This is a genomic window from Fructilactobacillus sp. X1R3C1, from assembly GCF_059901545.1.
In genome coordinates this window covers 207,330-227,111 of record NZ_JBWXUT010000001.1, presented here as the reverse complement: position 1 = coordinate 227,111, position 19,782 = coordinate 207,330, and the positions used below count along the sequence as shown (strand labels likewise).

24 protein-coding genes and 1 riboswitch are annotated in these 19,782 nt (G+C 40.9%); of the genes, 4 read left to right on the top strand and 20 right to left on the bottom strand.

Features of this window, described 5'->3' with window-relative positions; all coding sequences use genetic code 11:
* Position 1: 1 nt before the first annotated feature.
* Positions 2-706: an MIP/aquaporin family protein gene (locus AC6UD8_RS01160; RefSeq protein WP_500699166.1), complete on the top strand. Its 705-nt coding sequence runs from the start codon at positions 2-4 to the stop codon at positions 704-706.
* A gap of 114 nt (positions 707-820) precedes the next feature.
* On the opposite strand, the gene AC6UD8_RS01155 is transcribed toward AC6UD8_RS01160, so the two are convergent.
* Positions 821-1,000, bottom strand: coding sequence for a hypothetical protein (locus tag AC6UD8_RS01155; protein ID WP_500696474.1), 180 nt, complete (start codon positions 998-1,000; stop codon positions 821-823).
* A 1-nt stretch (position 1,001) separates the two neighbouring features.
* On the bottom strand, positions 1,002-1,706 hold the full coding sequence (locus AC6UD8_RS01150; RefSeq protein WP_500699164.1) for an NAD(P)H-dependent oxidoreductase: 705 nt from the start codon (positions 1,704-1,706) through the stop codon (positions 1,002-1,004).
* Between the two features lie 202 nt (positions 1,707-1,908).
* On the opposite strand from AC6UD8_RS01150, the gene AC6UD8_RS01145 reads away from it, so the two are divergent.
* Positions 1,909-2,109, top strand: a complete 201-nt coding sequence (locus AC6UD8_RS01145) for a cold-shock protein (RefSeq protein WP_010022560.1) — start codon at positions 1,909-1,911, stop codon at positions 2,107-2,109.
* A gap of 69 nt (positions 2,110-2,178) precedes the next feature.
* Here AC6UD8_RS01145 and AC6UD8_RS01140 read toward each other — a convergent pair whose 3' ends face one another.
* From AC6UD8_RS01140 to AC6UD8_RS01130, 3 genes are all read right to left on the bottom strand, one after another.
* Positions 2,179-2,703, bottom strand: a complete 525-nt coding sequence (locus tag AC6UD8_RS01140) for a TetR/AcrR family transcriptional regulator (protein ID WP_500695318.1) — start codon at positions 2,701-2,703, stop codon at positions 2,179-2,181.
* A gap of 75 nt (positions 2,704-2,778) precedes the next feature.
* Entirely contained in the window at positions 2,779-3,060 is a 282-nt protein-coding gene (locus tag AC6UD8_RS01135; RefSeq protein WP_500699161.1) for a hypothetical protein, read from the bottom strand.
* 71 nt (positions 3,061-3,131) lie between these two features.
* A complete protein-coding gene (locus AC6UD8_RS01130) occupies positions 3,132-3,296 on the bottom strand; it encodes a hypothetical protein (protein WP_500693440.1) in 165 nt (54 codons plus the stop codon).
* A gap of 192 nt (positions 3,297-3,488) precedes the next feature.
* On the opposite strand from AC6UD8_RS01130, the gene AC6UD8_RS01125 reads away from it, so the two are divergent.
* On the top strand, positions 3,489-4,526 hold the full coding sequence (locus tag AC6UD8_RS01125; RefSeq protein WP_500696472.1) for a YczE/YyaS/YitT family protein: 1,038 nt from the start codon (positions 3,489-3,491) through the stop codon (positions 4,524-4,526).
* A 69-nt stretch (positions 4,527-4,595) separates the two neighbouring features.
* On the opposite strand, the gene AC6UD8_RS01120 is transcribed toward AC6UD8_RS01125, so the two are convergent.
* From AC6UD8_RS01120 to purB, 3 genes are all read right to left on the bottom strand, one after another.
* A complete protein-coding gene (locus AC6UD8_RS01120; RefSeq protein ID WP_500693438.1) occupies positions 4,596-5,981 on the bottom strand; it encodes a class II fumarate hydratase in 1,386 nt (461 codons plus the stop codon).
* Positions 5,982-6,014: 33 nt separating this feature from the next.
* Positions 6,015-6,578, bottom strand: a complete 564-nt coding sequence (locus AC6UD8_RS01115; RefSeq protein ID WP_500699158.1) for an ECF transporter S component — start codon at positions 6,576-6,578, stop codon at positions 6,015-6,017.
* Between the two features lie 67 nt (positions 6,579-6,645).
* A riboswitch (TPP riboswitch) is annotated at positions 6,646-6,737 on the bottom strand.
* 81 nt (positions 6,738-6,818) lie between these two features.
* Positions 6,819-8,114, bottom strand: coding sequence for an adenylosuccinate lyase (gene purB, locus AC6UD8_RS01110; protein ID WP_500699156.1), 1,296 nt, complete (start codon positions 8,112-8,114; stop codon positions 6,819-6,821).
* Between the two features lie 204 nt (positions 8,115-8,318).
* Between purB and AC6UD8_RS01105 the strand changes: the two genes are divergently transcribed.
* Positions 8,319-9,587: an adenylosuccinate synthase gene (locus AC6UD8_RS01105; RefSeq protein ID WP_500699154.1), complete on the top strand. Its 1,269-nt coding sequence runs from the start codon at positions 8,319-8,321 to the stop codon at positions 9,585-9,587.
* A 45-nt stretch (positions 9,588-9,632) separates the two neighbouring features.
* Here the strand turns inward: AC6UD8_RS01105 and AC6UD8_RS01100 are convergent, their stop codons facing one another.
* From AC6UD8_RS01100 to fabI, 12 genes are all read right to left on the bottom strand, one after another.
* The gene (locus tag AC6UD8_RS01100; RefSeq protein ID WP_500699152.1) at positions 9,633-10,730 is read right to left on the bottom strand and encodes a M24 family metallopeptidase; all 1,098 of its coding nucleotides are present in this window, start codon (positions 10,728-10,730) and stop codon (positions 9,633-9,635) included.
* Positions 10,731-10,805: 75 nt separating this feature from the next.
* On the bottom strand, positions 10,806-11,588 hold the full coding sequence (locus AC6UD8_RS01095; protein ID WP_500699150.1) for a biotin--[acetyl-CoA-carboxylase] ligase: 783 nt from the start codon (positions 11,586-11,588) through the stop codon (positions 10,806-10,808).
* Between the two features lie 3 nt (positions 11,589-11,591).
* Complete coding sequence (locus tag AC6UD8_RS01090; RefSeq protein ID WP_500699148.1) at positions 11,592-12,173, bottom strand: 4'-phosphopantetheinyl transferase family protein; 582 nt, start codon at positions 12,171-12,173, stop codon at positions 11,592-11,594.
* 115 nt (positions 12,174-12,288) lie between these two features.
* Positions 12,289-13,059, bottom strand: a complete 771-nt coding sequence (gene accA, locus AC6UD8_RS01085) for a carboxyltransferase subunit alpha (RefSeq protein WP_500693431.1) — start codon at positions 13,057-13,059, stop codon at positions 12,289-12,291.
* The gene (locus tag AC6UD8_RS01080; protein ID WP_500699147.1) at positions 13,052-13,894 is read right to left on the bottom strand and encodes an acetyl-CoA carboxylase carboxyltransferase subunit beta; all 843 of its coding nucleotides are present in this window, start codon (positions 13,892-13,894) and stop codon (positions 13,052-13,054) included. Before AC6UD8_RS01080 ends, accA begins: the two co-directional genes overlap by 8 nt.
* The gene (locus AC6UD8_RS01075) at positions 13,875-15,254 is read right to left on the bottom strand and encodes an acetyl-CoA carboxylase biotin carboxylase subunit (protein ID WP_500699145.1); all 1,380 of its coding nucleotides are present in this window, start codon (positions 15,252-15,254) and stop codon (positions 13,875-13,877) included. Before AC6UD8_RS01075 ends, AC6UD8_RS01080 begins: the two co-directional genes overlap by 20 nt.
* Before the next feature lie 36 nt (positions 15,255-15,290).
* Complete coding sequence (locus AC6UD8_RS01070; RefSeq protein WP_500699143.1) at positions 15,291-15,734, bottom strand: acetyl-CoA carboxylase biotin carboxyl carrier protein; 444 nt, start codon at positions 15,732-15,734, stop codon at positions 15,291-15,293.
* Entirely contained in the window at positions 15,734-16,972 is a 1,239-nt protein-coding gene (fabF, locus tag AC6UD8_RS01065) for a beta-ketoacyl-ACP synthase II (protein ID WP_500693427.1), read from the bottom strand. The genes AC6UD8_RS01070 and fabF overlap by 1 nt, the downstream gene beginning before the upstream one ends.
* A 36-nt stretch (positions 16,973-17,008) precedes the next feature.
* Entirely contained in the window at positions 17,009-17,260 is a 252-nt protein-coding gene (locus AC6UD8_RS01060; protein WP_500699141.1) for an acyl carrier protein, read from the bottom strand.
* A 29-nt stretch (positions 17,261-17,289) separates the two neighbouring features.
* Positions 17,290-18,240, bottom strand: a complete 951-nt coding sequence (locus tag AC6UD8_RS01055) for a beta-ketoacyl-ACP synthase III (protein ID WP_500699139.1) — start codon at positions 18,238-18,240, stop codon at positions 17,290-17,292.
* Between the two features lie 21 nt (positions 18,241-18,261).
* Positions 18,262-18,708: a 3-hydroxyacyl-ACP dehydratase FabZ gene (fabZ, locus tag AC6UD8_RS01050; RefSeq protein WP_500693424.1), complete on the bottom strand. Its 447-nt coding sequence runs from the start codon at positions 18,706-18,708 to the stop codon at positions 18,262-18,264.
* Between the two features lie 272 nt (positions 18,709-18,980).
* On the bottom strand, positions 18,981-19,745 hold the full coding sequence (gene fabI / locus AC6UD8_RS01045; protein WP_500699137.1) for an enoyl-ACP reductase FabI: 765 nt from the start codon (positions 19,743-19,745) through the stop codon (positions 18,981-18,983).
* Between the last annotated feature and the right edge of the window lie 37 nt (positions 19,746-19,782).

Genomic DNA, 19,782 nt, shown 5'->3' with positions numbered 1-19,782 from the left:
AATGAAATTAAAAATCTTTGGTGAACTGGTTGGGACTGCCTTATTAATCTATTTAGGAACAGGCCTCATCATTTTCAGCGGACCGTACGCTGACCAGTTAGGTCCGTCGGTTGGGTGGGGTCTCACCTTATCCATTCTGGTTTATGCCACTGGACCACTTTCAGGAGCTCATCTAAATCCAGCCGTAACCCTTACCATGTATTTAACTAAAAGAATGCCCGGAAAAGAGGCGATTATTTATGTAATTAGTCAACTAGTCGGCGGTCTCTTAGGTGAAATTTGTGTCGTTTTAACCTACGTCTCACTGCTTAACAAGACTGGTGAAAGTTGGAACAAGGAAGTTAGCACTAATTATTTAGGTGGAACGGTCTTCCCCCACATCTCCGCTCCAATTGCTTTCTTCACCGAAGTTCTACTGACCACCACTTTGTTAATTGTGATCCTAGTCTTAAACCATTCTAAAACAAATATGTATGCCATTCAGTCACCAATTGCCGTCGGCTTTACCATCTTTGTTCTGGTAATTGTTGGTGGTAAGTTAACCGGCGCTTCAATGAATCCCGTCCGATCATTGTTCCCCGCTATTTTTGCTGGTGGATTAGCATTAAAATCACTATGGCTTTATCTAACAGCACCGCTTGTCGGTTCGGTTCTGGCAGCCTTAATAAACCAATACATTATTTCAGACCGAAGCGAACGAATTTAGTATTATAAATAAAAAAGCTCCCAAACCGGAGCTTTTAAATCAAACACTACCCACAGGGGCTCGTCTTTAACGACGGGTCCCTTTTGTTGTCAATACCATCAACGTAAAGAGTCCTTACCATTTTTCGGGACTCCAACTTCTCCCATCAATTTCATTTTCAGCCTGCTCATTTCTTTTGGCCTGTTCTTTAACTAACTGTTTACATCCATATAACAGTGAACGATTAATAAATGACGTCTGGGTCTTAATTAATTCATTAATCTTATTAGTCGTCCATTCTTCGTTATCATCCATATTAGTCTTCCTCCTGATTCCGAATTAGGTTAATTTGTTCCTTTAAGTCATTTAAATTATCTTGACTGGTTTCCACTTCTTTAATAATTAAATCCAGATCCTGCTTATGTGATTTCATACTTCCAGTTGCCAATTTCTTTAGTTGAAAAGCCATCCACGTCTCACGTTCGTTAAAGTTAAAGGGATACTTAGCCGTCAAATACATCTGGTAGTCAACAAGCAACTTTTTTTTCTCATCATCCGACATGTACCCGAATTGCGAAATCACAAGTGGTGTCATAAACTTCATACCCGCTTGTCTAGCAAGGGCTTCGTATGGTGTCATAATTTGAGAAATACTAAAGGATTGACTAGCACCCATCGCAAACGATGATTTAGGGTAGCCCACACTCGTCACGATTCCGAGTTTCTTGCCCTTTAAACGGCCATCTTCATTAGCATACGTGTAGGCCCGACTTAAGACCTCATCCTCCCAAACTTTAAGCGATGAGGGGGCACTATACCAATAAAGTGGAAACTGAAAAATGATCCGATCAGCCTTATTTAAGAGGTCACGCTCAGCTTGCACGTCAATTGGATCACTTCCATATATTTCATCTAAACAGTGCCATGTAACATCGGCTAAATCAGCTTGACTGGTTCTTAGAAATTCCTGGGTAATTGAGTCCTGAAACTTGGGGTGTGAAACGATTATTAATGTTTTCATGCCTTCATCTTCTTTTAATTGATTAATATAAGTCTATCATATTGACATCAGTAGAATTTATGTTATATTTAAATAGATGTGTGAATGGTTTCGAGTTTCTAAGGTTTCTTGTTTTGTATTATTATGAAATGACTTCCTTTTAAGATTCAAACTAAGCAACACTGAAAAATTTATTGCGCTATGCGCTAGGAGGTTTCATATTATGAAACAAGGTACTGTTAAATGGTTTAACGCTGACAAGGGTTATGGTTTTATTACTACTGATGATGGTGATGTATTCGTACATTACTCAGCTATCAACAAGGATGGCTTCAAGACCCTTGACGAAGGCGAAAAGGTTACTTTGGACGTTGAAGAAGGAGACCGTGGTCCCCAAGCTGCTAACGTTACTCCAATGGACTAATTTTAGCCAAACAAAAAGAGTTCTGCAATCGCAGAGCTCTTTTTTTATACATATTTTTAAATTAAAAAATTAGTTAACCTTAAAGTTCATGTACTTCGATGCAAAGATGACCAATTCTTCAACGGGCTCTTCCATCCCGTCTTCTGTCCACGTTAGTAAAACTTCAGTTAAACCACCTGAAATCAACGCAATTAGCATTTTCGATGAATTGGCACGCAACTCTAATATATCGTCGTCAACCAAATTCGTAATGTATTTTTTTAAGATTTTAAGTAACAAATAAGACAGATCATTATCAACGATTACATCCATCATCCGCTTATTCTCTTTAATAATCGTAAAGAAAGTCGTTGCCAGGCCGTTAAAATTAGAGACCTTTTGCGCTAGTAAACGATTAATAAAGGTTGAAAAGGTCTCCTGAAATTGACCAACGATGACGTCTTCCTTGGTATGGAAGTTACGATAAAACGTCATCCGGGAAACCCCAACGTGCTTGGAAATGTCTTTCACCGTAATTTCTTGATAAGACTTAGTTTGGAGCATCTCAAACGTTCCTTCAATTATTCTCTTTTTGGCTGTTTCTTTTTTTGCCATATTTTCACCATTCGACCATAAACATGAGAGATTAACTTGGCAAATAAATAAGCGTGAAGAATGTTCTCCTCACACTTATTTATTTTTTAACGAGTCAAGTTGCGTTTGCAATTCATGATACTGATTTGATAATTCCATGTATTCAGTACTCATTTTATTATATTTATTTTCATACTGAGTAGCTCGATCGAGAGCATTTTTTAATTCGTCTTGAAACTGGACCACCTGTGACTTCAAATCACTAGTGCTCTTATCTGAAATGTCAGTACCATTTGTCAAAGCTTGAATTTTACTTTTAAGCTCTTTATTACGAGCCAATAAATCTTTGACCTGTTGTTTCAAATCTGAATCAACCATTATACTCACTTCCTAGACAATTGCATTTTAGTTGAAACCGCAGCACCTTGCAATTAAATTACTAAAATTTACTAAGTTAACGGTTTCAAGATGGGTGCAATCATTGCTCTGGCTGATTTACTCAATTGAAGTTTCTTATTGTGCATTAGCTGATGAACTCGAAAAAGGTTATTTTCACGCTGTTGCCAGTCTTTGACTGGTAGAGCGCCTTGCTTGTTTAATACTTTAATATTCATAAGCAATCCCTCCAAATACAAAATCAACTTAAATGATTAGTTCAAGTTAACAAGAATTATAATACATATTTCAAAATTAGTCATCTCTTGTAATTTATTGCCCGTATCAATACGTTTGTGCCGCCCAGCCCTTACAATCCTGTATGCAATAAGTTATAATACAAATATCAAATTAAGAAGGAAGTCTATTCAATGAGTAATTCTACCCAATCAGGCAATACTGCCGCACCACAAATGACTTGGTACGGTAAAACATTTAATATATTACTTAAAGTTTTAATGTCGTTTGTTGGTATCACCATGTTATCACTTGGTGCCACGTTACTTCGATCAAGCAAGATTTTAGGTCTTGATCCTTTTACTGCCGTTAATATTGGTATGTCAAACCATCTGCACATGTCACTTGGTTTGTACCAGTTACTGGCTAACCTGGTAATCTTCGTGTTTGTCTTGTTCCTTGACCGTCACATGATCGGAATTGGAACCATCATGAACATGGTGTTAGTTGGATTTGAGATTCAAATTTTCACTCAATTTTACCAACAAATCTTTCCGTCGGGGATTAACTTCTTCGTAATCGTTGCTAATGCCTTCTTGGGACTAATCCTATTTACGGCTGGTAGTTCAATCTACATGGCTCCTAATCTTGGGGTTGCCCCCTATGATGCCATTGCTCCAATTGTATCATCACGACTACACATCAAGTACAAGACGGCTCGTGTGATCCAAGATATCCTCTTCTTGATTGCCGCTGTCCTTGCTGGTGGCCCCGTTGGATTTGCATCAATCATCGTCGCCTTCTTTGCCGGTCCACTAATTTCCTACTGGAACAAACACATTAGTGACCCCATTGTTAACGGAATTGACGACTTCAGTGAACAGCCAACAGTTAAACACGCCGCTAGTACGATTTCTAAGGCGACGTTATCTGGGTACCATTATCTAACCCATGCTTATAACGCCACTTTAAACGTTCAGATGAACTTATCAGGGTACACTAATCAACAGTTAGGGACTCGTCTTCACGACGCCCAAACGAACATGGAAGACTCACAGAAGGCTTACAATGCTTACCGGACCCAGTACAGAATGTTGATGGCAGAAATGATGAAACGAAGCAAAAACGGTAACGTTAATCCACAATCAACTGGTAGTACTGCTGATAGTGCTCCTCAAAATTCAAAAAATTCTGATGCCAACAATAATAATCTCAATGATTCCAAAAAGTAATTAAATACCCAAAAGGTCCAGCAATAACGGAGACGTTAGTTGCTGGACCTTTTTTATTTACAATCTTGATCATTGTTCGCGCTTATAATTAGTCATTTTTAATGGCTCAACCCATTTATCAAAGTTATCACCAGTGACGTATCCTGAATCAATGGCCGCCTGTCTAAGATTCGTTTTTCCCTTTAAAGCGGCATTGGCAATTTCAGCTGCTCGATGATAGCCAATGTGTGGCGACAATGCCGTCACCGTCATCAAAGAATTATGGACCAACTCCTCCATGCGATCTTGGTTGACTTCAATCCCTTTGACCATCAAGTCCGTAAAATGGCTTAAGATGCCTGTCAGTGACTGAACGGAATCAAGAAAACAGGATATGATAATTGGCTTATAGACATTCATTTCAAAGTTTCCTTGAGTGTTAGCAACTTCGATGGTCGTATCATTTCCCATGATGCGCGCTACTACCATATCCATGGCTTCACCCTGAGTCGGGTTCACCTTGCCAGGCATAATCGATGACCCAGGTTCATTAGCGGGAATTTTAATCTCACCGTAACCAGCTCTAGGACCACTCGCTAGAAATTTAATGTCATTGGCAATCTTCATCAGATCAGTTGCAAGCGTCCGCACAGCCCCATGAGTCATGGTAATGGCCGAATGGGAAGCTAATCCATAAAATTTATTTTCAACTTCAAACGGCTCATGATACTTATTACCCAGGGTTTGAACCATTTCCTTATCAAAGTCTTCCGTCGTATTAAGACCGGTTCCGACAGCGGTCCCACCAATTGGTAGCCCCAGTAGTGACTTCGAATTGTCCCTCACAAAATCAAGGTCGTGTTGAATGGTGCTAGCCCATCCCGACACTTCCTGTCCAAACGTCATCGGAGTGGCGTCCTGTAAATGAGTGCGCCCAATCTTAACCACATCCCAATACTTTTTCTGTAAGTGATGCATAACATTAATCAAATGCTCCAACTCAGGTAACAGCTGATTGATGGCAACCAGACTTGCAATGTTCATTGCCGTTGGAAACGTATCATTTGAACTCTGGGAATGATTAACATCATCATTTGGTAAAACATTAATCTTTGGATTAATCTGATTAGCAACGTGGGCAATCACCTCGTTCACGTTCATGTTAGTCTGAGTTCCCGATCCAGTTTGGTAAATGTGTAACGGGAAGTTTTGCATTAATTGATTATCGGAAAGACTCAATAGTTTTTGGGCACCCTGCTCAATCAACTCACCCTTTTTTCGATCGATGGTGTCTTGTTTGATGCTCACCTCGGCGGCACTTGCTTTAATGTTTATGAGAGCGCGAATTACCAATACTGGTAACTTGGGACCGACAGGAAAATTATGCCGGCTCCGCTCGGTTTGAGCACCCCACAAAGCATCCTTTGGCACCTTGACGTCTCCAAGCGTGTCACTTTCAATTCGATAATCAGACATTTTGTCATCCCCTAATTAAATATTGGGTACGACCTATCTGCTTAAGACCTGACTCTTTTCTAGTAAACGACTGATGAAATAAGTCAGCACTCCGCTGAATAAGAAGACCGATACAAGCCGGGTTAAAAACAGTAGGAGTAAAAATCCAAAATGATAATTTGCGTATCCACTTTTGATCATATCCCAAGCAAACGTAATTACCGTGGTGGTAATCGTCGTACTTATGATTCCTAACCAATCATAATGTTTATATCCCAATATGGCAAATCCTAACTCAGACGATAGTCCTTGAATTAAGCCGGATAACAAATCAGCAATTCCCCACTGACTGCCAAGGATCATCTCGACGAAGGCTCCCAGTAACTCACCAAGGGTAGCGGAAAATGGGATGCGAATGATAAACGCTGCTAACGGTCCAGCAAGCGTCCATAATCCAAAGGTGGCTTCGTTTGCAAACGGCTGCAATCCAAATGGTGTCAGTGCCGCAGCTAAGATATTATAGAGAAATGAAGTTCCCCAAAAAATCACTCCACAAAAAGCACCAATCAATGTAACTAAAATAATGTCCTTTAAATGCCATTCTCTCAAAATTTTCATGTGATCTCCTCCAATAAAAAAAGTTCCTGGATCTACCCCGGGAACTTCAACACATGATTAAAAATGACACTTGTAGTGTAGTCGGATCCCTTCGCAGGTCTTAACCTGATCAGGTTCAATGGGTATTATCTCAGCCTTTCGGCACCCCAGAATTATATAATTCACTTTAATAATATACTGATTGAATGGTAAAAGCAATCAAAATCAAAATGGAGATGCATTAATGCAACTCCATTTAACCTATTCTAATCCGACCCGTTTGAAAATATCATCAACGTGTCTAAGGTGGTAATGATAATCAAACGCATCGTTAATCTCTTGGTCAGACAACCGTTCATTAATCTGATCGTTAGCTTTAACTAACTTTTCAAATGACTCGCGGTTTTCCCATGACTGAGCCGTCAGTGGTTGAACTAAGTCGTACGCTTCTTCCCGACTCATGCCTTTATCAATCAGTTTTAGCATTACTCGTTGACTGTAAATTAGGCCATAAGTTAAATTCATATTTTCCTTCATCCGTTTTGGGAACACGTCCAGATTTGAAAGAATGTTGTTGAAACGATGGAGCATGTAATCTAAGAGCGTGGTACTCTCTGGTAGAATAATTCGCTCAGCCGAAGAATGGGAAATATCACGTTCATGCCACAAAGAAACGTTCTCGTAGGCAGTGGTGATTAGTCCACGCATGGTTCTGGCCAATCCACAAATGTTTTCTGATCCAATTGGGTTCCGTTTATGTGGCATTGCCGAAGAACCCTTTTGACCAGGATTAAAATGCTCTTCTACTTCATGAATCTCAGAACGTTGCAAACCACGAATCTCCGTTGCAAAATTTTCAAGACTAGTGGCAATCAATGCCAAAGTGGCGATATATTCGGCATGCAAATCACGAGGTAAGACTTGACTAGTAATTTCTTGGGCACGTAGTCCTAACTTATCGCATACGTAAGCCTCTACCTGAGGGTCAATGTTAGCAAATGTCCCAACGGCTCCAGAAATTTTCCCGGCTTCCACTCCGGCAGCTGCTTCGTTAAATCGTTTTAGGTTCCGTTTCATTTCTGAATACCAACGTGCCATCTTTAAGCCAAAAGTCATTGGTTCCGCCTGAACCCCATGGGTTCTTCCAATTTCAACCGTATCCTTATATTTTAAGGCTTTCTGCTTAATGGTATCCATTAAAGTTAAAATATCCTGACGAAGAATCTCGTCAGCCTGCTTTAGTCTAAGTCCCTGAGCGGTATCGACAACATCAGTACTAGTAACGCCGTAATGGATCCACTTTTTTTCGGGGCCAAGCGACTCCGAAACATCGCGGGTAAAAGCCACCACATCATGGTGAGTTTCCGATTCAATCTGTGCAATGCGGTCCACGTCAAAGGTCGCGTTTCTTTTAATGGCAATAATGTCAGCATCTGGAATCTTACCTAACTTATTCCATGCTTCATCAATCGCAATCTCAACTTCAAGCCATGTCTGATACTGATTCTGCTTACTCCAAATTCGCTTCATTGGTGCTCTTGTATAACGATCAATCATTTCATTCACCTCATTATAATTACAGGATAATCTTACATAATGTTTTCTTTTCAGTCAAATCAACGCCGCTACTACTTTATTATAATTCTAATATTCAATAAAACACGAACATTATTTTTAACAATATTTTGAACGTTCTTGATTTTTCCATATGTGATTGGTAAACTGTTCTTGGTCAAAAAATTCATTTACGAGGTGCTATTTATGTCTGTAACAGTTGTTGTTGGTAGTCAATGGGGCGATGAAGGCAAAGGAAAGATTGTCGATACCCTAAGTGCTGACGCAGATATCATTGCTAGATATCAGGGCGGTGACAATGCTGGTCACACCATTGTGTATCACAATCAAAATTTTCACGTTCAACTCGTTCCGTCCGGAATTTTCTATTCTGACAAGTTGGCAGTAATTGGAAACGGCGTTGTTTTGAACCCCAAGTCACTATTTAAAGAAGTCGACTATCTAAACGAACATGGTGTTTCTACCGACAACCTCCGTGTATCATCTCGTGCTCAAGTCATCATGCCATACCATCCTCTTTTTGATAAGCTTCAAGAGGAACACAAACATCATAAGATCGGGACGACCCAAAAGGGAATTGGCCCTGCTTACATGGACAAGGTTGCTAGGGTCGGAATTCGGGTGGCTGATTTAATTGATCCAGTAACTTTCAAGAAGCGTTTGAAAGACGTCTTGGCTGAAAAGAATGAAATTTTGGTTAAACTATACGACCATGAGCCCCTTAATTTTGAAGAAATCTATAATGAATACGTCCAGTTAGGGAAACGATTAAAACCATACGTAACCGAAACCTCCGTTCTTTTAAACGATGAAATCAATCATAACCAAAACGTCCTGTTTGAAGGCGCTCAAGGAATTATGTTAGACGTTGACCATGGGACATATCCCTACGTCACTTCTTCGAACCCTGTTGCCGGAGGCGCTGCCGTTGGTGCTGGGATTGGACCCAGCAAGATTGATCGGGTCATTGGAACTTGTAAAGCCTATACTTCACGTGTTGGTGAGGGACCATTTCCAACGGAACTATTAGATGAGACCGGTAACTATATCAGAGAAACCGCCCATGAGTACGGGGTTGTGACCAAGCGTCCCAGACGAATCGGTTGGTTTGACAGCGTTGCCTTAAGACACGCTCGTCGTGTTTCTGGTCTAACCCACTTAGCCTTAAACTGTCTGGATGTTTTAGACGGATTAAAAGAAATTAAGATTTGTACCGCATATGAACTAGACGGTAAGAAAATCACTTATTACCCCGCTAACTTGGATATCTTGGACAAGTGCAAACCGGTCTACGAAACGCTCCAGGGATGGAACGAGGATATCACTAATTGTGATACCTACGACAAGCTTCCTAAAAACGCCCAAAAGTTTCTTGACCGGGTTTCAGAACTTGTAGGTATCCCGTTAATCACTTTCTCAACTGGTCCCAAGCGAGAACAGACCCATCAAATGTAAAAAATAAGACCCTGGATAAAATCCAGGGTCTTTTTATGTCAACTCTTATACATAACGTAATTCTTTGGACGTGTGAGTAAATGGTTCATTTCCATCCTTGGTTAAGTGGATGCAATCTTCAATTCGAACCCCAGCTACGCCAGGAATGTAGATACCCGGTTCAATTGAAAAGCACATGCCTTCCTTTAATATCATCTTATTGCCCTCCATGATTGAAGGGAATTCATGCTCACCCATCCCCATGCCGTGTCCTAAACGGTGGATGAAGTATTTACCATAACCAGCCTTGTCAATGATATCTCTTGCAACCGCATCCAGGTCTTCGGCCCGAATACCTGGTTTAGCGGCAGATTGGGCAGCTAACTGAGCTTCCAAACAAACGTCATAAATCTCTTTTTGTTTGGCCGGAATTTTATCACCAACAGCGACCGTCCGGGAAGCATCAGAGATGTAGCCATTATGAACCGTTCCTAAATCAAATAATAACAGGTTATCGTTCTTAATCTTGTTCATATCAGTAGCACCATGTGGTTCCGCCGCGTGAGGTCCAGTCTGAACCAGAGTATCAAAACTCATGTTCATAACCCCTCTGACTTTTTCTTGGTACTCAATCTCAGCAGCCACTTCTGCCTCCGTTTTACCGGCTTTAGCGGTCTCAAAACCAACTTGAAAGGCAAAGTCGGCTTCTTTTCCAGCAGCGTCTAACTGTTCAATCTCATATGGCGTCTTAATTACCCGCAGTTCACTAACTTCTGGAGCCACGTTAGTGCTAAAGTCAGCCTTCGGAAATTCAGCTTGAAGCTGTTGATAACGACTAATGACCAAGTTGTCGTCTTCAATCCCAAATCGCTTGGGATCAGGAGTTACATCACGAATGTGCTTGGCAATCAGTTTAAAGGGATCTTCATGGTCTAAGTAACCATAAACGGGATACTTCCATCCTGACTCCTTTATGGCCTCCACTTCGAGTTCTGGTGCAAACAGAAATGGTTCCGCATCAGGAAAAATAAAAAGTGCCAACACCCGTTCAACGGGATCACTACCAAAACCAGTAAAGTACTTAATATCCTCAAAATTACTGATGTAAGCAACATCAAGCTTTTTTTGGTTAACGTAGTCTCTCATTTCATTTAATTTAACCATAATAAGACCTCCTGAATTTGTTGCTAATTTTAGCATACAATTAAATTTAATCAACACAAAAAGAGAAACCTAACATCAATCGTCAGCTTTCATCTTCCTAATATGTCTGGTCACATTCGGATCCAGGTTTAACGTTTGCTGGTCTCGTGTCTTTAACAAAAGGTGCCCACGTTCGTCGATTCCCGCTAATTTCCCAGTGATTTCATTATCATGATTGATCAGGGAAACTTGTTCGTTAATCCACAGCAGTCGCTTAGTATAATGATTAATAATCCGATCGTCGTTCCAATGATGATAGACCTCGTACAAATGGTCATAAACCGAAGCAATTAACTGGTTCCTTTTAAGTGGCGGCACCACGTTTAAACTTCCCACCATTTGGTCACCATTACGTGAAAACGGCATGATCCCAATATCGAGGCCGATGCCCATGATAAAGTTCTCGGGCTCGTTATCTTCGTTACTCTGAATTTCAGTTAAAATCCCACAGACCTTACTGTCATCGTGATACACGTCATTCACCCATTTTAATTGAGTATCGATGTTGTAGACCCGTTTAATGGCGTCCGTAACGGCAATGCCAATTCCAAGCGTTAAGATACCTGGATTATCAAGATACCTTGGTTGGGCCTGAAACACCACCGTAAAATAAACGCCGTTGTTTGCAGGAGAATAAAAATGATGGCCATTTTGGCCTTTCCCCTTCGTCTGTTCGTTAGCAATGATCATGCTAGGACGATGCCAGACCTCCACTTGAGCCTCTTCGTTAGTCGACGGTAACTGGTCATAAACCTCGATTTGATCAATGGGATTACTAATTAAACTGTGAATTACACGTGCGTTTAAAATATCGTTCATGATTTACTCACCCACCTGGGTAGCAAGAGTCCCAATGTATTTCCATCCCACGTCCAAAAAGTTAATCTGGTACAAATCATCGTTTCTTCTAGCACTTTCCATGTGAGGTAATGAAACCTCAACGGACTTGGGTTTTCCGATCAATCCGACTCCCTGAAGTTTTAAGACCGCTTCCTTGATGGTCCATAATCTTAAGGCTTGTTCACCTTGCCGTTCTCCCCTTAAATTCTTTAAGTAATCAAGTTCTGCTGGGGTGAAAGCCTTGGTAATCCTGGTGTAGTCATAAGGACGAATCTGTTCTAAGTCAACTCCAATTGGTTGATCAGAAATTACCACCAAAACCGCGTCATGAGAGTGAGCAATGTTAAAATGATAGCCATTTGGCACAAAATAGGGTTTCCCGTAATGTCCAAAATCAATGTCAACGTTTTTAATGGCGTCTTGTACTGGCATCCCCACCAGTTTAGCTAACAAAACCCTTCCAACAAGCGTCTGTTGCTTTTTGGGCTTATCGGTGATTTCTAAGTCTTGGTAGTATGGTTGAAATGCTTTTGTGGTGATCGAATCACTTAAAAATTTAATCATGCTAATTCCTCATTTTCATTTTATTAGACCTGATTGGGTCCGAGAGATAAAAAATAAGAGTCTCACTATTTTCAACAGATACAATAGTAACACTCTCATACATCTTGGTCATTGACTAAAAATTACGGTACCTAGCAAACCGCTTCTTAAGCATCTCATCCTTTGGCATCGCATTTAGTTCTTTAATTTTTTTAACCAAATCACCACGAAACCGTTCAAAGCCATCGGCGGTATTTACTTCAGGAATAATCCGATCAATGATTCCTTCTTTTAGTAAGTCATCTGGAGTCAACTTCATGACTGAAGCAGCTTCTTTCATCCGACTAGCATCTTTCCACAAAATGGTGGCATATCCTTCTGGGGAAAGAACCGAATAGATACTATCCTCAAAAGCCCAGACGCAATCACCAACAGCTAATGCCAGGGCACCACCACTGCCACCTTCACCAACAATCACACTTACGTAAGGAACTTTCAGTTGCATTCCCTGTAAGATTAATTGCGCAATCGTATAGCCAATCCCGTGGTACTCGGCTTCTACACCAGGATAAGCTCCAGGAGTATTAATCAAGGTAACAATTGGACGATTGAATTTTTCGGCCTGCTTCATTAATCGCAGCGCTTTGCGGTATCCGTCAGGCTCAGCCGAGCCAAAGTGCCGTTCGATGTTGGAATTTAGATCCGAGCCCTTTCTAATCCCAATCAACGTCGTCGGAATTTCATCAAGGGTTCCAATCCCAGCGTATACGGCGGGATCATCACCGTAAGCACGATCACCATGCAGTTCCATAAAATCTTCGGTAATTCCGTTAATGAGGTCATCAACCCCAATCTTACCCGCAGCTCTAGCATTTATAACTCTATCCCATGCGGTTGGTTTACTCATCATTGTCACCTACCCGATGCCACTTTAGAATTTTATTAAGTGTCTCTTTTAGATCGCGTCGTCTCACGACCCCATCCAAAAACCCATTTTTAAGTAATGTCTCTGATCGTTGAAAGTCTTTTGGTGGGCGCTGTTGAATCGTCTTTTCAATCACCCGACGTCCCGCAAAACCAATCAAAGCGTGGGGCTCTGACAAAATAATGTCTCCCTGCATTGCAAAACTGGCAGTCACCCCACCAGTAGTGGGATCACAGGGAACACTGACGTACAGTAAGCCCGCTTTACTGTGTTGCGCAACCGCTTCAGACACTTTGGCCATCTGCATCAGGGAATGAATCCCCTCTTGCATCCGGGCTCCTCCCGATGCGGTGAATACGATCACAGGTAGCTTCCTTTTTGTCGCCGTTTCAAATAATCGTGCCAAAATCTCACCCGTTGCCGTCCCAAGACTAGCCATCACAAATCGCCAGTCCATCGCAGCCATCGCTACCTGATTTCCATCAATGGTACCAATCCCAGACAAAACACTCTCATTTAGACCAGTCACCGCGCGTGCCTTCTTCAATTTAGCTACGTACTTTTCGTCGTTAAATTTTTTAGAAGCCTTCAAATCGGTATTAATGGGTTCAAAATCATCACACATTAACTCAATGCGTTCTTTAGCACCAATCCGAAAGGCATAGTAACAATTAGGACACTCTTTATACCTGCCCAGGTCTTTCTTGTAGAAATTTTTCTGACAAATTGGACATTTGACCCAGATGTGATCAGGAATTTGATCCATTCGCTGACTTAACTCTTTTTGACTAATACTTTCAAACCGTTTGCTTGTCATACTGCTTCATCCATTCTTTTAAGAACGTACTCTCAATGTAATTATTGTTAAAATCACCAGTTAAGAAATGCTGATCAGAAATCAAACCAATCAAGAAATCGCGATTGGTGGTGACCCCCTTCACAACAAATTCGTTCAAAATTTGCTTCATCTCGGACACGGCTTCCCGTTTTGTCGGTTTATGCACAATAACTTTAGCAATCATCGAATCATAATAAGGTGAAATCATGTCGCCAGCTTCAACCCCAGAATCAATTCGAATGGAATCAGATTCATGGGTAAATTTCACCTGCTGAAGTTTACCAGGTGATGGAGCAAAATTATTGCTAGGATCCTCGGCATCGATCCGACATTCAAGTGAGTAACCCTTTATCTCACAGTCTTGTTGATTAAAAGGGAGTGATTGTCCTTCTGCCACTAAAATCTGAGCCTTAATAATCTCTACTCCAGTAACCTCTTCGGTAACGGTATATTCGACCTGAAGTCTGGTGTTCATCTCCATAAAATAGAAATGATGTTCTTGATCCATCAAGAATTCAAAGGTCCCGGTGTTTGTGTAACAAATCCCTTTGGCGGCCTTCGCCACTATCTGACCCAGTTCTCGGCGTTTGTTGGGTGTAATCTTGGAACAGGGACTTTCTTCGATCACTTTTTGGTGATTACGCTGCATTGAGCAGTCTCGTTCCGGAAAGTAGACCACGTGCCCGTGTTCATCGGCGATGACTTGCATTTCAATGTGTTTGGCATCATTTAAATCTTTTTCCATGTAAAGCCGGTCATCCCCAAATGAAAGTTTGGCTTCACGCTTCGTATCACTAAAGGCTTTTTTTAATTCAGATTCACTAGTAACTTTTCGAATTCCCTTACCGCCACCACCGGCAGCAGCCTTTAACATCACGGGATAACCAGTTTTTTGGGCCACTTCTTTAGCCTGGTCGTAAGTATCAACAAACCCATCGCTACCAGGAATTATCGGAACGCCATTCTTTTTCATGGCTTCTTTGGCATTACCCTTATTCCCCATCAGATTAATTACTGAAGCGGTGGGACCAATAAATTTAATTCCGCACTGTTCACATAATTCAGCAAAATCAGCATTTTCAGACAAAAAGCCATACCCAGGATGGAGCGCATCACATCCGCAAAGAACCGCGGAATCAATAATTGCTGCCATGTTTAGGTATGACTCATCTGGAAACGGTCCACCAATACATACGGATTCGTCAGCTAATTTTACGAATAAACTATCAGCATCAGCGGTTGAATAAACCGCCACCGCCTTGATGTTCATTTCGTGAAGTGCACGGATGATCTGAACTGCGATTTCACCGCGGTTTGCAACCAGCACTTTTTTAAACATTAAATCACCTTTTTAAAATAATATGAATTGAGCTTTCTAGTCTTCCTTAATTTCAAAAATTGGTTCATTGTATTCCACCATCGAACCACTTTTTGGTATTCGTTTAACGATGGTCCCACTCACTGGACTTTTAACCTCATTAACCAACTTCATGGCTTCAATTACACAAACGGTCTCACCCTTTTTAACGTGATCGCCATCTTGCTTAAAGTCGGCCTTTTCTGGGCTTGGAGCGTAATAAAGAATTCCAACCATTGGAGCTTTCAATTGATAATTATCGGAGTCGTCAGTTGCATCAATTGACGCAGATTCAAGTTGAGCCGGCTTTATGGATTCATTAACTGACTCACTTGCATGCAAGCTGTCGTGATCAGGAATTTTGGATAAGTAAACGGCCCCTTCATTCTGATTAATCTTAATTTCTTGTAAACTCGATTGCTCAAATTTATCAATTAATTTTTCAATATCTTGTTCATTCACTAATCTTCATTCCACTTCTTCATTGCAATTACCGCATTGTGACCACCAAAGCCAAAGGCATTACTAATTGCAGTATTAACGGGTGCCTTTTTGTTATCTTCATTAACCAAATCAACGTGAATCTCAGGATCCTTATGCTTCATCCCCACGTTAACTGGCATCTGATCATTTTGAAGGGCAGCAACTAAAGCAACCGCTTCAAGTCCACCAGCAGCTCCCAATGAGTGTCCTACCATTCCTTTAATGGAACTAACCTTGACGTGATCGTTATCTTTAAACAACTTTTCAATCGCACCAGCTTCAGCAACATCATTAGCGTGAGTGCTGGTACCGTGCGCATTAACGTAATCAAGTTCACTAGTTTTAATGTGACCTTCGTCAATGGCTTCCTTCATGGCTCTAATGGCACCTTTTCCAGAGGGGTTCGGAGCAGTCATATGATAAGCATCGCTGGTAGCACCATATCCAACCACTTCGGCCAAAATATTAGCACCACGTGCTTTAGCATGGTCATAATCCTCAAGTACAAGAGTACCAGCCCCTTCTCCCATGACAAAGCCATTACGGTCTTTATCAAATGGCATTGAGGCATCTTCTACTTTTTCAGCGGTTGAAAGAGCGGTCAATTTAGCAAATCCAGCAATTCCAATCTCGGTGATGGCAGCTTCAGTTCCACCAGCAATCATCATCTTGGCTTTCCCTTGTTTAATTAGTTCAAAGGCGTTTCCAATGGCATTATTAGCTGAAGCACAAGCCGTCACAATGGTCTGAGACGTGTTTTCCGCATCAAAGTACATGGAAACATTTCCAGCTGCCATGTTAGCAATGGCTTTAGGAACAAAAAGTGGTGAAACTCGCTTTGGTCCCTTTTCGTGCATCTTGATGATGTCACTCTCAATGGTAGTAAGACCACCAATTCCATTTCCGTACATGACACCAAGGTCCTCAGGTTCGTAATCACCCTGTTTCAGGCCAGCTTGATCCATGGCCTCTTTAGCACTGTACAAAGCGTACTGTGAAAAAAGATCAATTCGTTTGTAGGCACGTTTATCTAAACGCTTGCTTGGATCAAAGTCTTTAACTTCAGCAGCTACCGTTACACCCGTGTTACTAGCATCAAATTTGGTAATTGGTGCAATGCCCACTTTAGAGTTGAACAAATTGTTGGAAAAGGTTTCGGCATCATTTCCGATGGGGGTGACAGCTCCCATCCCTGTTACAACTACTCGATTACTCAAATGATTTCCTCCTGTTCAAATAAATAATTTTACTGATTATTTATCGTTCTCCGCAATCTTCTTTTGAATGTAGTCAACTAATTGTTGAACGGTGTTGATGTCTTCATCACTTTCAATTTCAATGTCATATTCATTTTCAAGTCCGTCAACCACTTCAAAAAAGTCAAGACTATCAATATCAACGTCTTCCTTAAGGTTAGTGTCCATCTTGATGTCTGCTGCTGGTACATCAGTTTGTTTTGCGATTAAGTCCTTGATTTTGTTAAAAATTTCGTTTTGGTCTGCCATAATTTATCACTCCATAATATTTTTTGTATTTAGTATCTAATTACTACGGTTCCAATGGTTAATCCCCCACCAAAACCGGTTAAAACAAGATTGTCACCACGGTTAATCTGATGCTCCTCTACCATTTCACTTAATAGCAGTGGTTCGCTTGCCGCAGCGGTATTGCCATACTTATTGATATTAACGGGAAACTTTTCCATCGATAAACCTAATTTGTTAGCAATACTTTTAATAATTCGTTCATTTGCTTGATGAACGATAAAGTACTTCACATCACTTAAGTCAATGTTTGCCTTTGAAAGCGCTAGCTCGATGGACTTGGGAACTCTTTGAGTAGCAAAACGATACACTTCATGACCATCCATCTTGAAATATGACTGGTGCGTATCATCAGCGAAGTGCCCAGCCGTTAGCGAATTACCAAGTTCTCCAACTGTTTCTAAGTCACTAGCAAGTACCTCTGACTCACTTCCATCATTGGTAGCTAGAATTCCCGCAGCACCATCCCCAAACAGGACCGCCGTTGAACGGTCTGACCAATCAAGGTACTTGCTTAGCTTCTCACCGCCAATTAAAATTCCTTTTGAATGCGGCTTATTTGCAAGCAACGCATTCAAGACGTAAATTCCGTAAGCAAATCCGGAACAAGCGGCGTTTAGATCAAAGGCAACTGCATTGTCGGCATAAAGATTTCCCTGAACCGCTGCTGCAGTTGAAGGAGTTTGAAAGTCTGATGACATGGTGGCTACGATGATGAAATCAACGTCACTTGCAGAAATATTGGCCTTATTAATGAGCTTGGTTGCAACATCAGTACACATGGAAGTATTAGTCTCTGACTTAGAAATGTGACGGGCGTGAATACCGGTCCGTCGTTTGATCCACTCATCAGAGGTATCCATGATTTTAGTTAAATCATGATTAGTAACAACATTATTGGGCGTTGACCTTGCCGTTTCTAAGATTGAAAAACTACCCATTTGCGACTCCTATTACCTATTTTATTGTTCTCTTTCCTTGTTACTTACGATAAAGGTCAACTGAGCGTCACAAGCCTTTTTATCGCCAACGTATGCCACACACGAAACTGAGCCAGCACTTCCTCTAACCTTATCAATCTTAACCTCAAAGCGTAGCACATCACCGGGCTCCACCATCTTTCTGAATTTCGCGTTGCGGATGCTACCCATATAAACCGTCTTGTTCTTAAACTGGGGCGACTTTAAAATCAAAATTGAAGCCACCTGAGCCATTGATTCAATAATCAAAACACCGGGCATAACCGGATTACCAGGAAAATGTCCTTGGAAATAATTTTCGTTAATCGTAACATTCTTGGTAGCCGTAATTGACTTACCTGGGTCCATCGCATCGACCCGATCAATAAATAAAATCGGATAACGATTAGGAATCAGATCCATAATTTCTTTTGCATTCATTAAACTCAAATTATTCACCTCTATTAATCTAATTTGATTCAAGTATGGTACTTCGCATAATTACCATGTGTTCATATTCCACAAGTTTTGGTTATTTAGCAATCAAAAACCATTCCAGTTAGAATAATTCCGGCACAAAAGCCCGGCACATCAACTTTTTACAGCAAGTATGTGTCTGGTTACACTTGTTTTAATGTGTAATCATGACCAAACTCCCACCTTTGAGTCAAAAAAATCCCATAGCCGATCAACGACTATGGGATATTTAAATTAATTTTAATTTAGGCAAGTAAATGAACACCCTTGTCAACGTAGATAATGTCACCAGTAACACCGATTGATAAATCACTAACTAAGAAAGCAGCAACGTTACCAATCTGATCAGTTGTTACATTCTCACCATCAACGGTGAATGATTGTGACATTTTAAGAAGGTCACGATGACCCTTAATTCCGGTAACAGCCAAAGTTTTAACGGCTCCAGCGGAAATTGCGTTTACTCGAATTTGGTCTTTACCAAGTTCAGAAGCAAGGTAACGCATAGCTGATTCAAGGGATGCCTTAGCAATTCCCATCATGTTGTAATCAGGAATGGCACGAGTTGAACCCATATAAGTTAACGTTAAAATGCTACCAGGCTTGTTCATAATCTTGCTGGCATAACGAGTAACTGAGATAAATGAGTACGCACTAATGTCTTCGGCTAAGTTGTAACCATCTTTTTTGGTGTTAATCACACCATTTTGAAGGGTTTCTTTGTCAGCAAAAGCAATGGCATGAATAACCCCATCGATGTTTCCAAAACGGTCATGAATTTCGGAAAAAGCCTTTTGGACGTTAGCATCTTCGGCCACATCACATTCAACCAGTGGGAACTCTTCATCACCAATGGTCTTCTCAATACTCTTCTTTAAACGATCATTTTGGTATGTCAAAATAACTTGAGCTCCAAGTGACTTAATTGCTTGTGCACATCCCCAAGCAATACTTTTTCTATTCGCCACACCCATCACAACAACTTTTTTTCCTTTTAATAAATCAGCCATCTTCAAAATCCTCCTAGAACCAAATATCTAATTTACA

What these genes read in the sequence shown, in the direction of transcription:
- AC6UD8_RS01160 (WP_500699166.1), top strand. Translation starts at nt 2, where the DNA reads ATGAAATTAAAAATCTTTGGTGAACTGGTTGGGACTGCCTTATTAATC.
- AC6UD8_RS01155 (WP_500696474.1), bottom strand. Translation starts at nt 1,000, where the DNA reads ATGGATGATAACGAAGAATGGACGACTAATAAGATTAATGAATTAATT.
- AC6UD8_RS01150 (WP_500699164.1), bottom strand. Translation starts at nt 1,706, where the DNA reads ATGAAAACATTAATAATCGTTTCACACCCCAAGTTTCAGGACTCAATT.
- AC6UD8_RS01145 (WP_010022560.1), top strand. Translation starts at nt 1,909, where the DNA reads ATGAAACAAGGTACTGTTAAATGGTTTAACGCTGACAAGGGTTATGGT.
- AC6UD8_RS01140 (WP_500695318.1), bottom strand. Translation starts at nt 2,703, where the DNA reads ATGGCAAAAAAAGAAACAGCCAAAAAGAGAATAATTGAAGGAACGTTT.
- AC6UD8_RS01135 (WP_500699161.1), bottom strand. Translation starts at nt 3,060, where the DNA reads ATGGTTGATTCAGATTTGAAACAACAGGTCAAAGATTTATTGGCTCGT.
- AC6UD8_RS01130 (WP_500693440.1), bottom strand. Translation starts at nt 3,296, where the DNA reads ATGAATATTAAAGTATTAAACAAGCAAGGCGCTCTACCAGTCAAAGAC.
- AC6UD8_RS01125 (WP_500696472.1), top strand. Translation starts at nt 3,489, where the DNA reads ATGAGTAATTCTACCCAATCAGGCAATACTGCCGCACCACAAATGACT.
- AC6UD8_RS01120 (WP_500693438.1), bottom strand. Translation starts at nt 5,981, where the DNA reads ATGTCTGATTATCGAATTGAAAGTGACACGCTTGGAGACGTCAAGGTG.
- AC6UD8_RS01115 (WP_500699158.1), bottom strand. Translation starts at nt 6,578, where the DNA reads ATGAAAATTTTGAGAGAATGGCATTTAAAGGACATTATTTTAGTTACA.
- purB (WP_500699156.1), bottom strand. Translation starts at nt 8,114, where the DNA reads ATGATTGATCGTTATACAAGAGCACCAATGAAGCGAATTTGGAGTAAG.
- AC6UD8_RS01105 (WP_500699154.1), top strand. Translation starts at nt 8,319, where the DNA reads ATGTCTGTAACAGTTGTTGTTGGTAGTCAATGGGGCGATGAAGGCAAA.
- AC6UD8_RS01100 (WP_500699152.1), bottom strand. Translation starts at nt 10,730, where the DNA reads ATGGTTAAATTAAATGAAATGAGAGACTACGTTAACCAAAAAAAGCTT.
- AC6UD8_RS01095 (WP_500699150.1), bottom strand. Translation starts at nt 11,588, where the DNA reads ATGAACGATATTTTAAACGCACGTGTAATTCACAGTTTAATTAGTAAT.
- AC6UD8_RS01090 (WP_500699148.1), bottom strand. Translation starts at nt 12,173, where the DNA reads ATGATTAAATTTTTAAGTGATTCGATCACCACAAAAGCATTTCAACCA.
- accA (WP_500693431.1), bottom strand. Translation starts at nt 13,059, where the DNA reads ATGAGTAAACCAACCGCATGGGATAGAGTTATAAATGCTAGAGCTGCG.
- AC6UD8_RS01080 (WP_500699147.1), bottom strand. Translation starts at nt 13,894, where the DNA reads ATGACAAGCAAACGGTTTGAAAGTATTAGTCAAAAAGAGTTAAGTCAG.
- AC6UD8_RS01075 (WP_500699145.1), bottom strand. Translation starts at nt 15,254, where the DNA reads ATGTTTAAAAAAGTGCTGGTTGCAAACCGCGGTGAAATCGCAGTTCAG.
- AC6UD8_RS01060 (WP_500699141.1), bottom strand. Translation starts at nt 17,260, where the DNA reads ATGGCAGACCAAAACGAAATTTTTAACAAAATCAAGGACTTAATCGCA.
- AC6UD8_RS01055 (WP_500699139.1), bottom strand. Translation starts at nt 18,240, where the DNA reads ATGGGTAGTTTTTCAATCTTAGAAACGGCAAGGTCAACGCCCAATAAT.
- fabI (WP_500699137.1), bottom strand. Translation starts at nt 19,745, where the DNA reads ATGGCTGATTTATTAAAAGGAAAAAAAGTTGTTGTGATGGGTGTGGCG.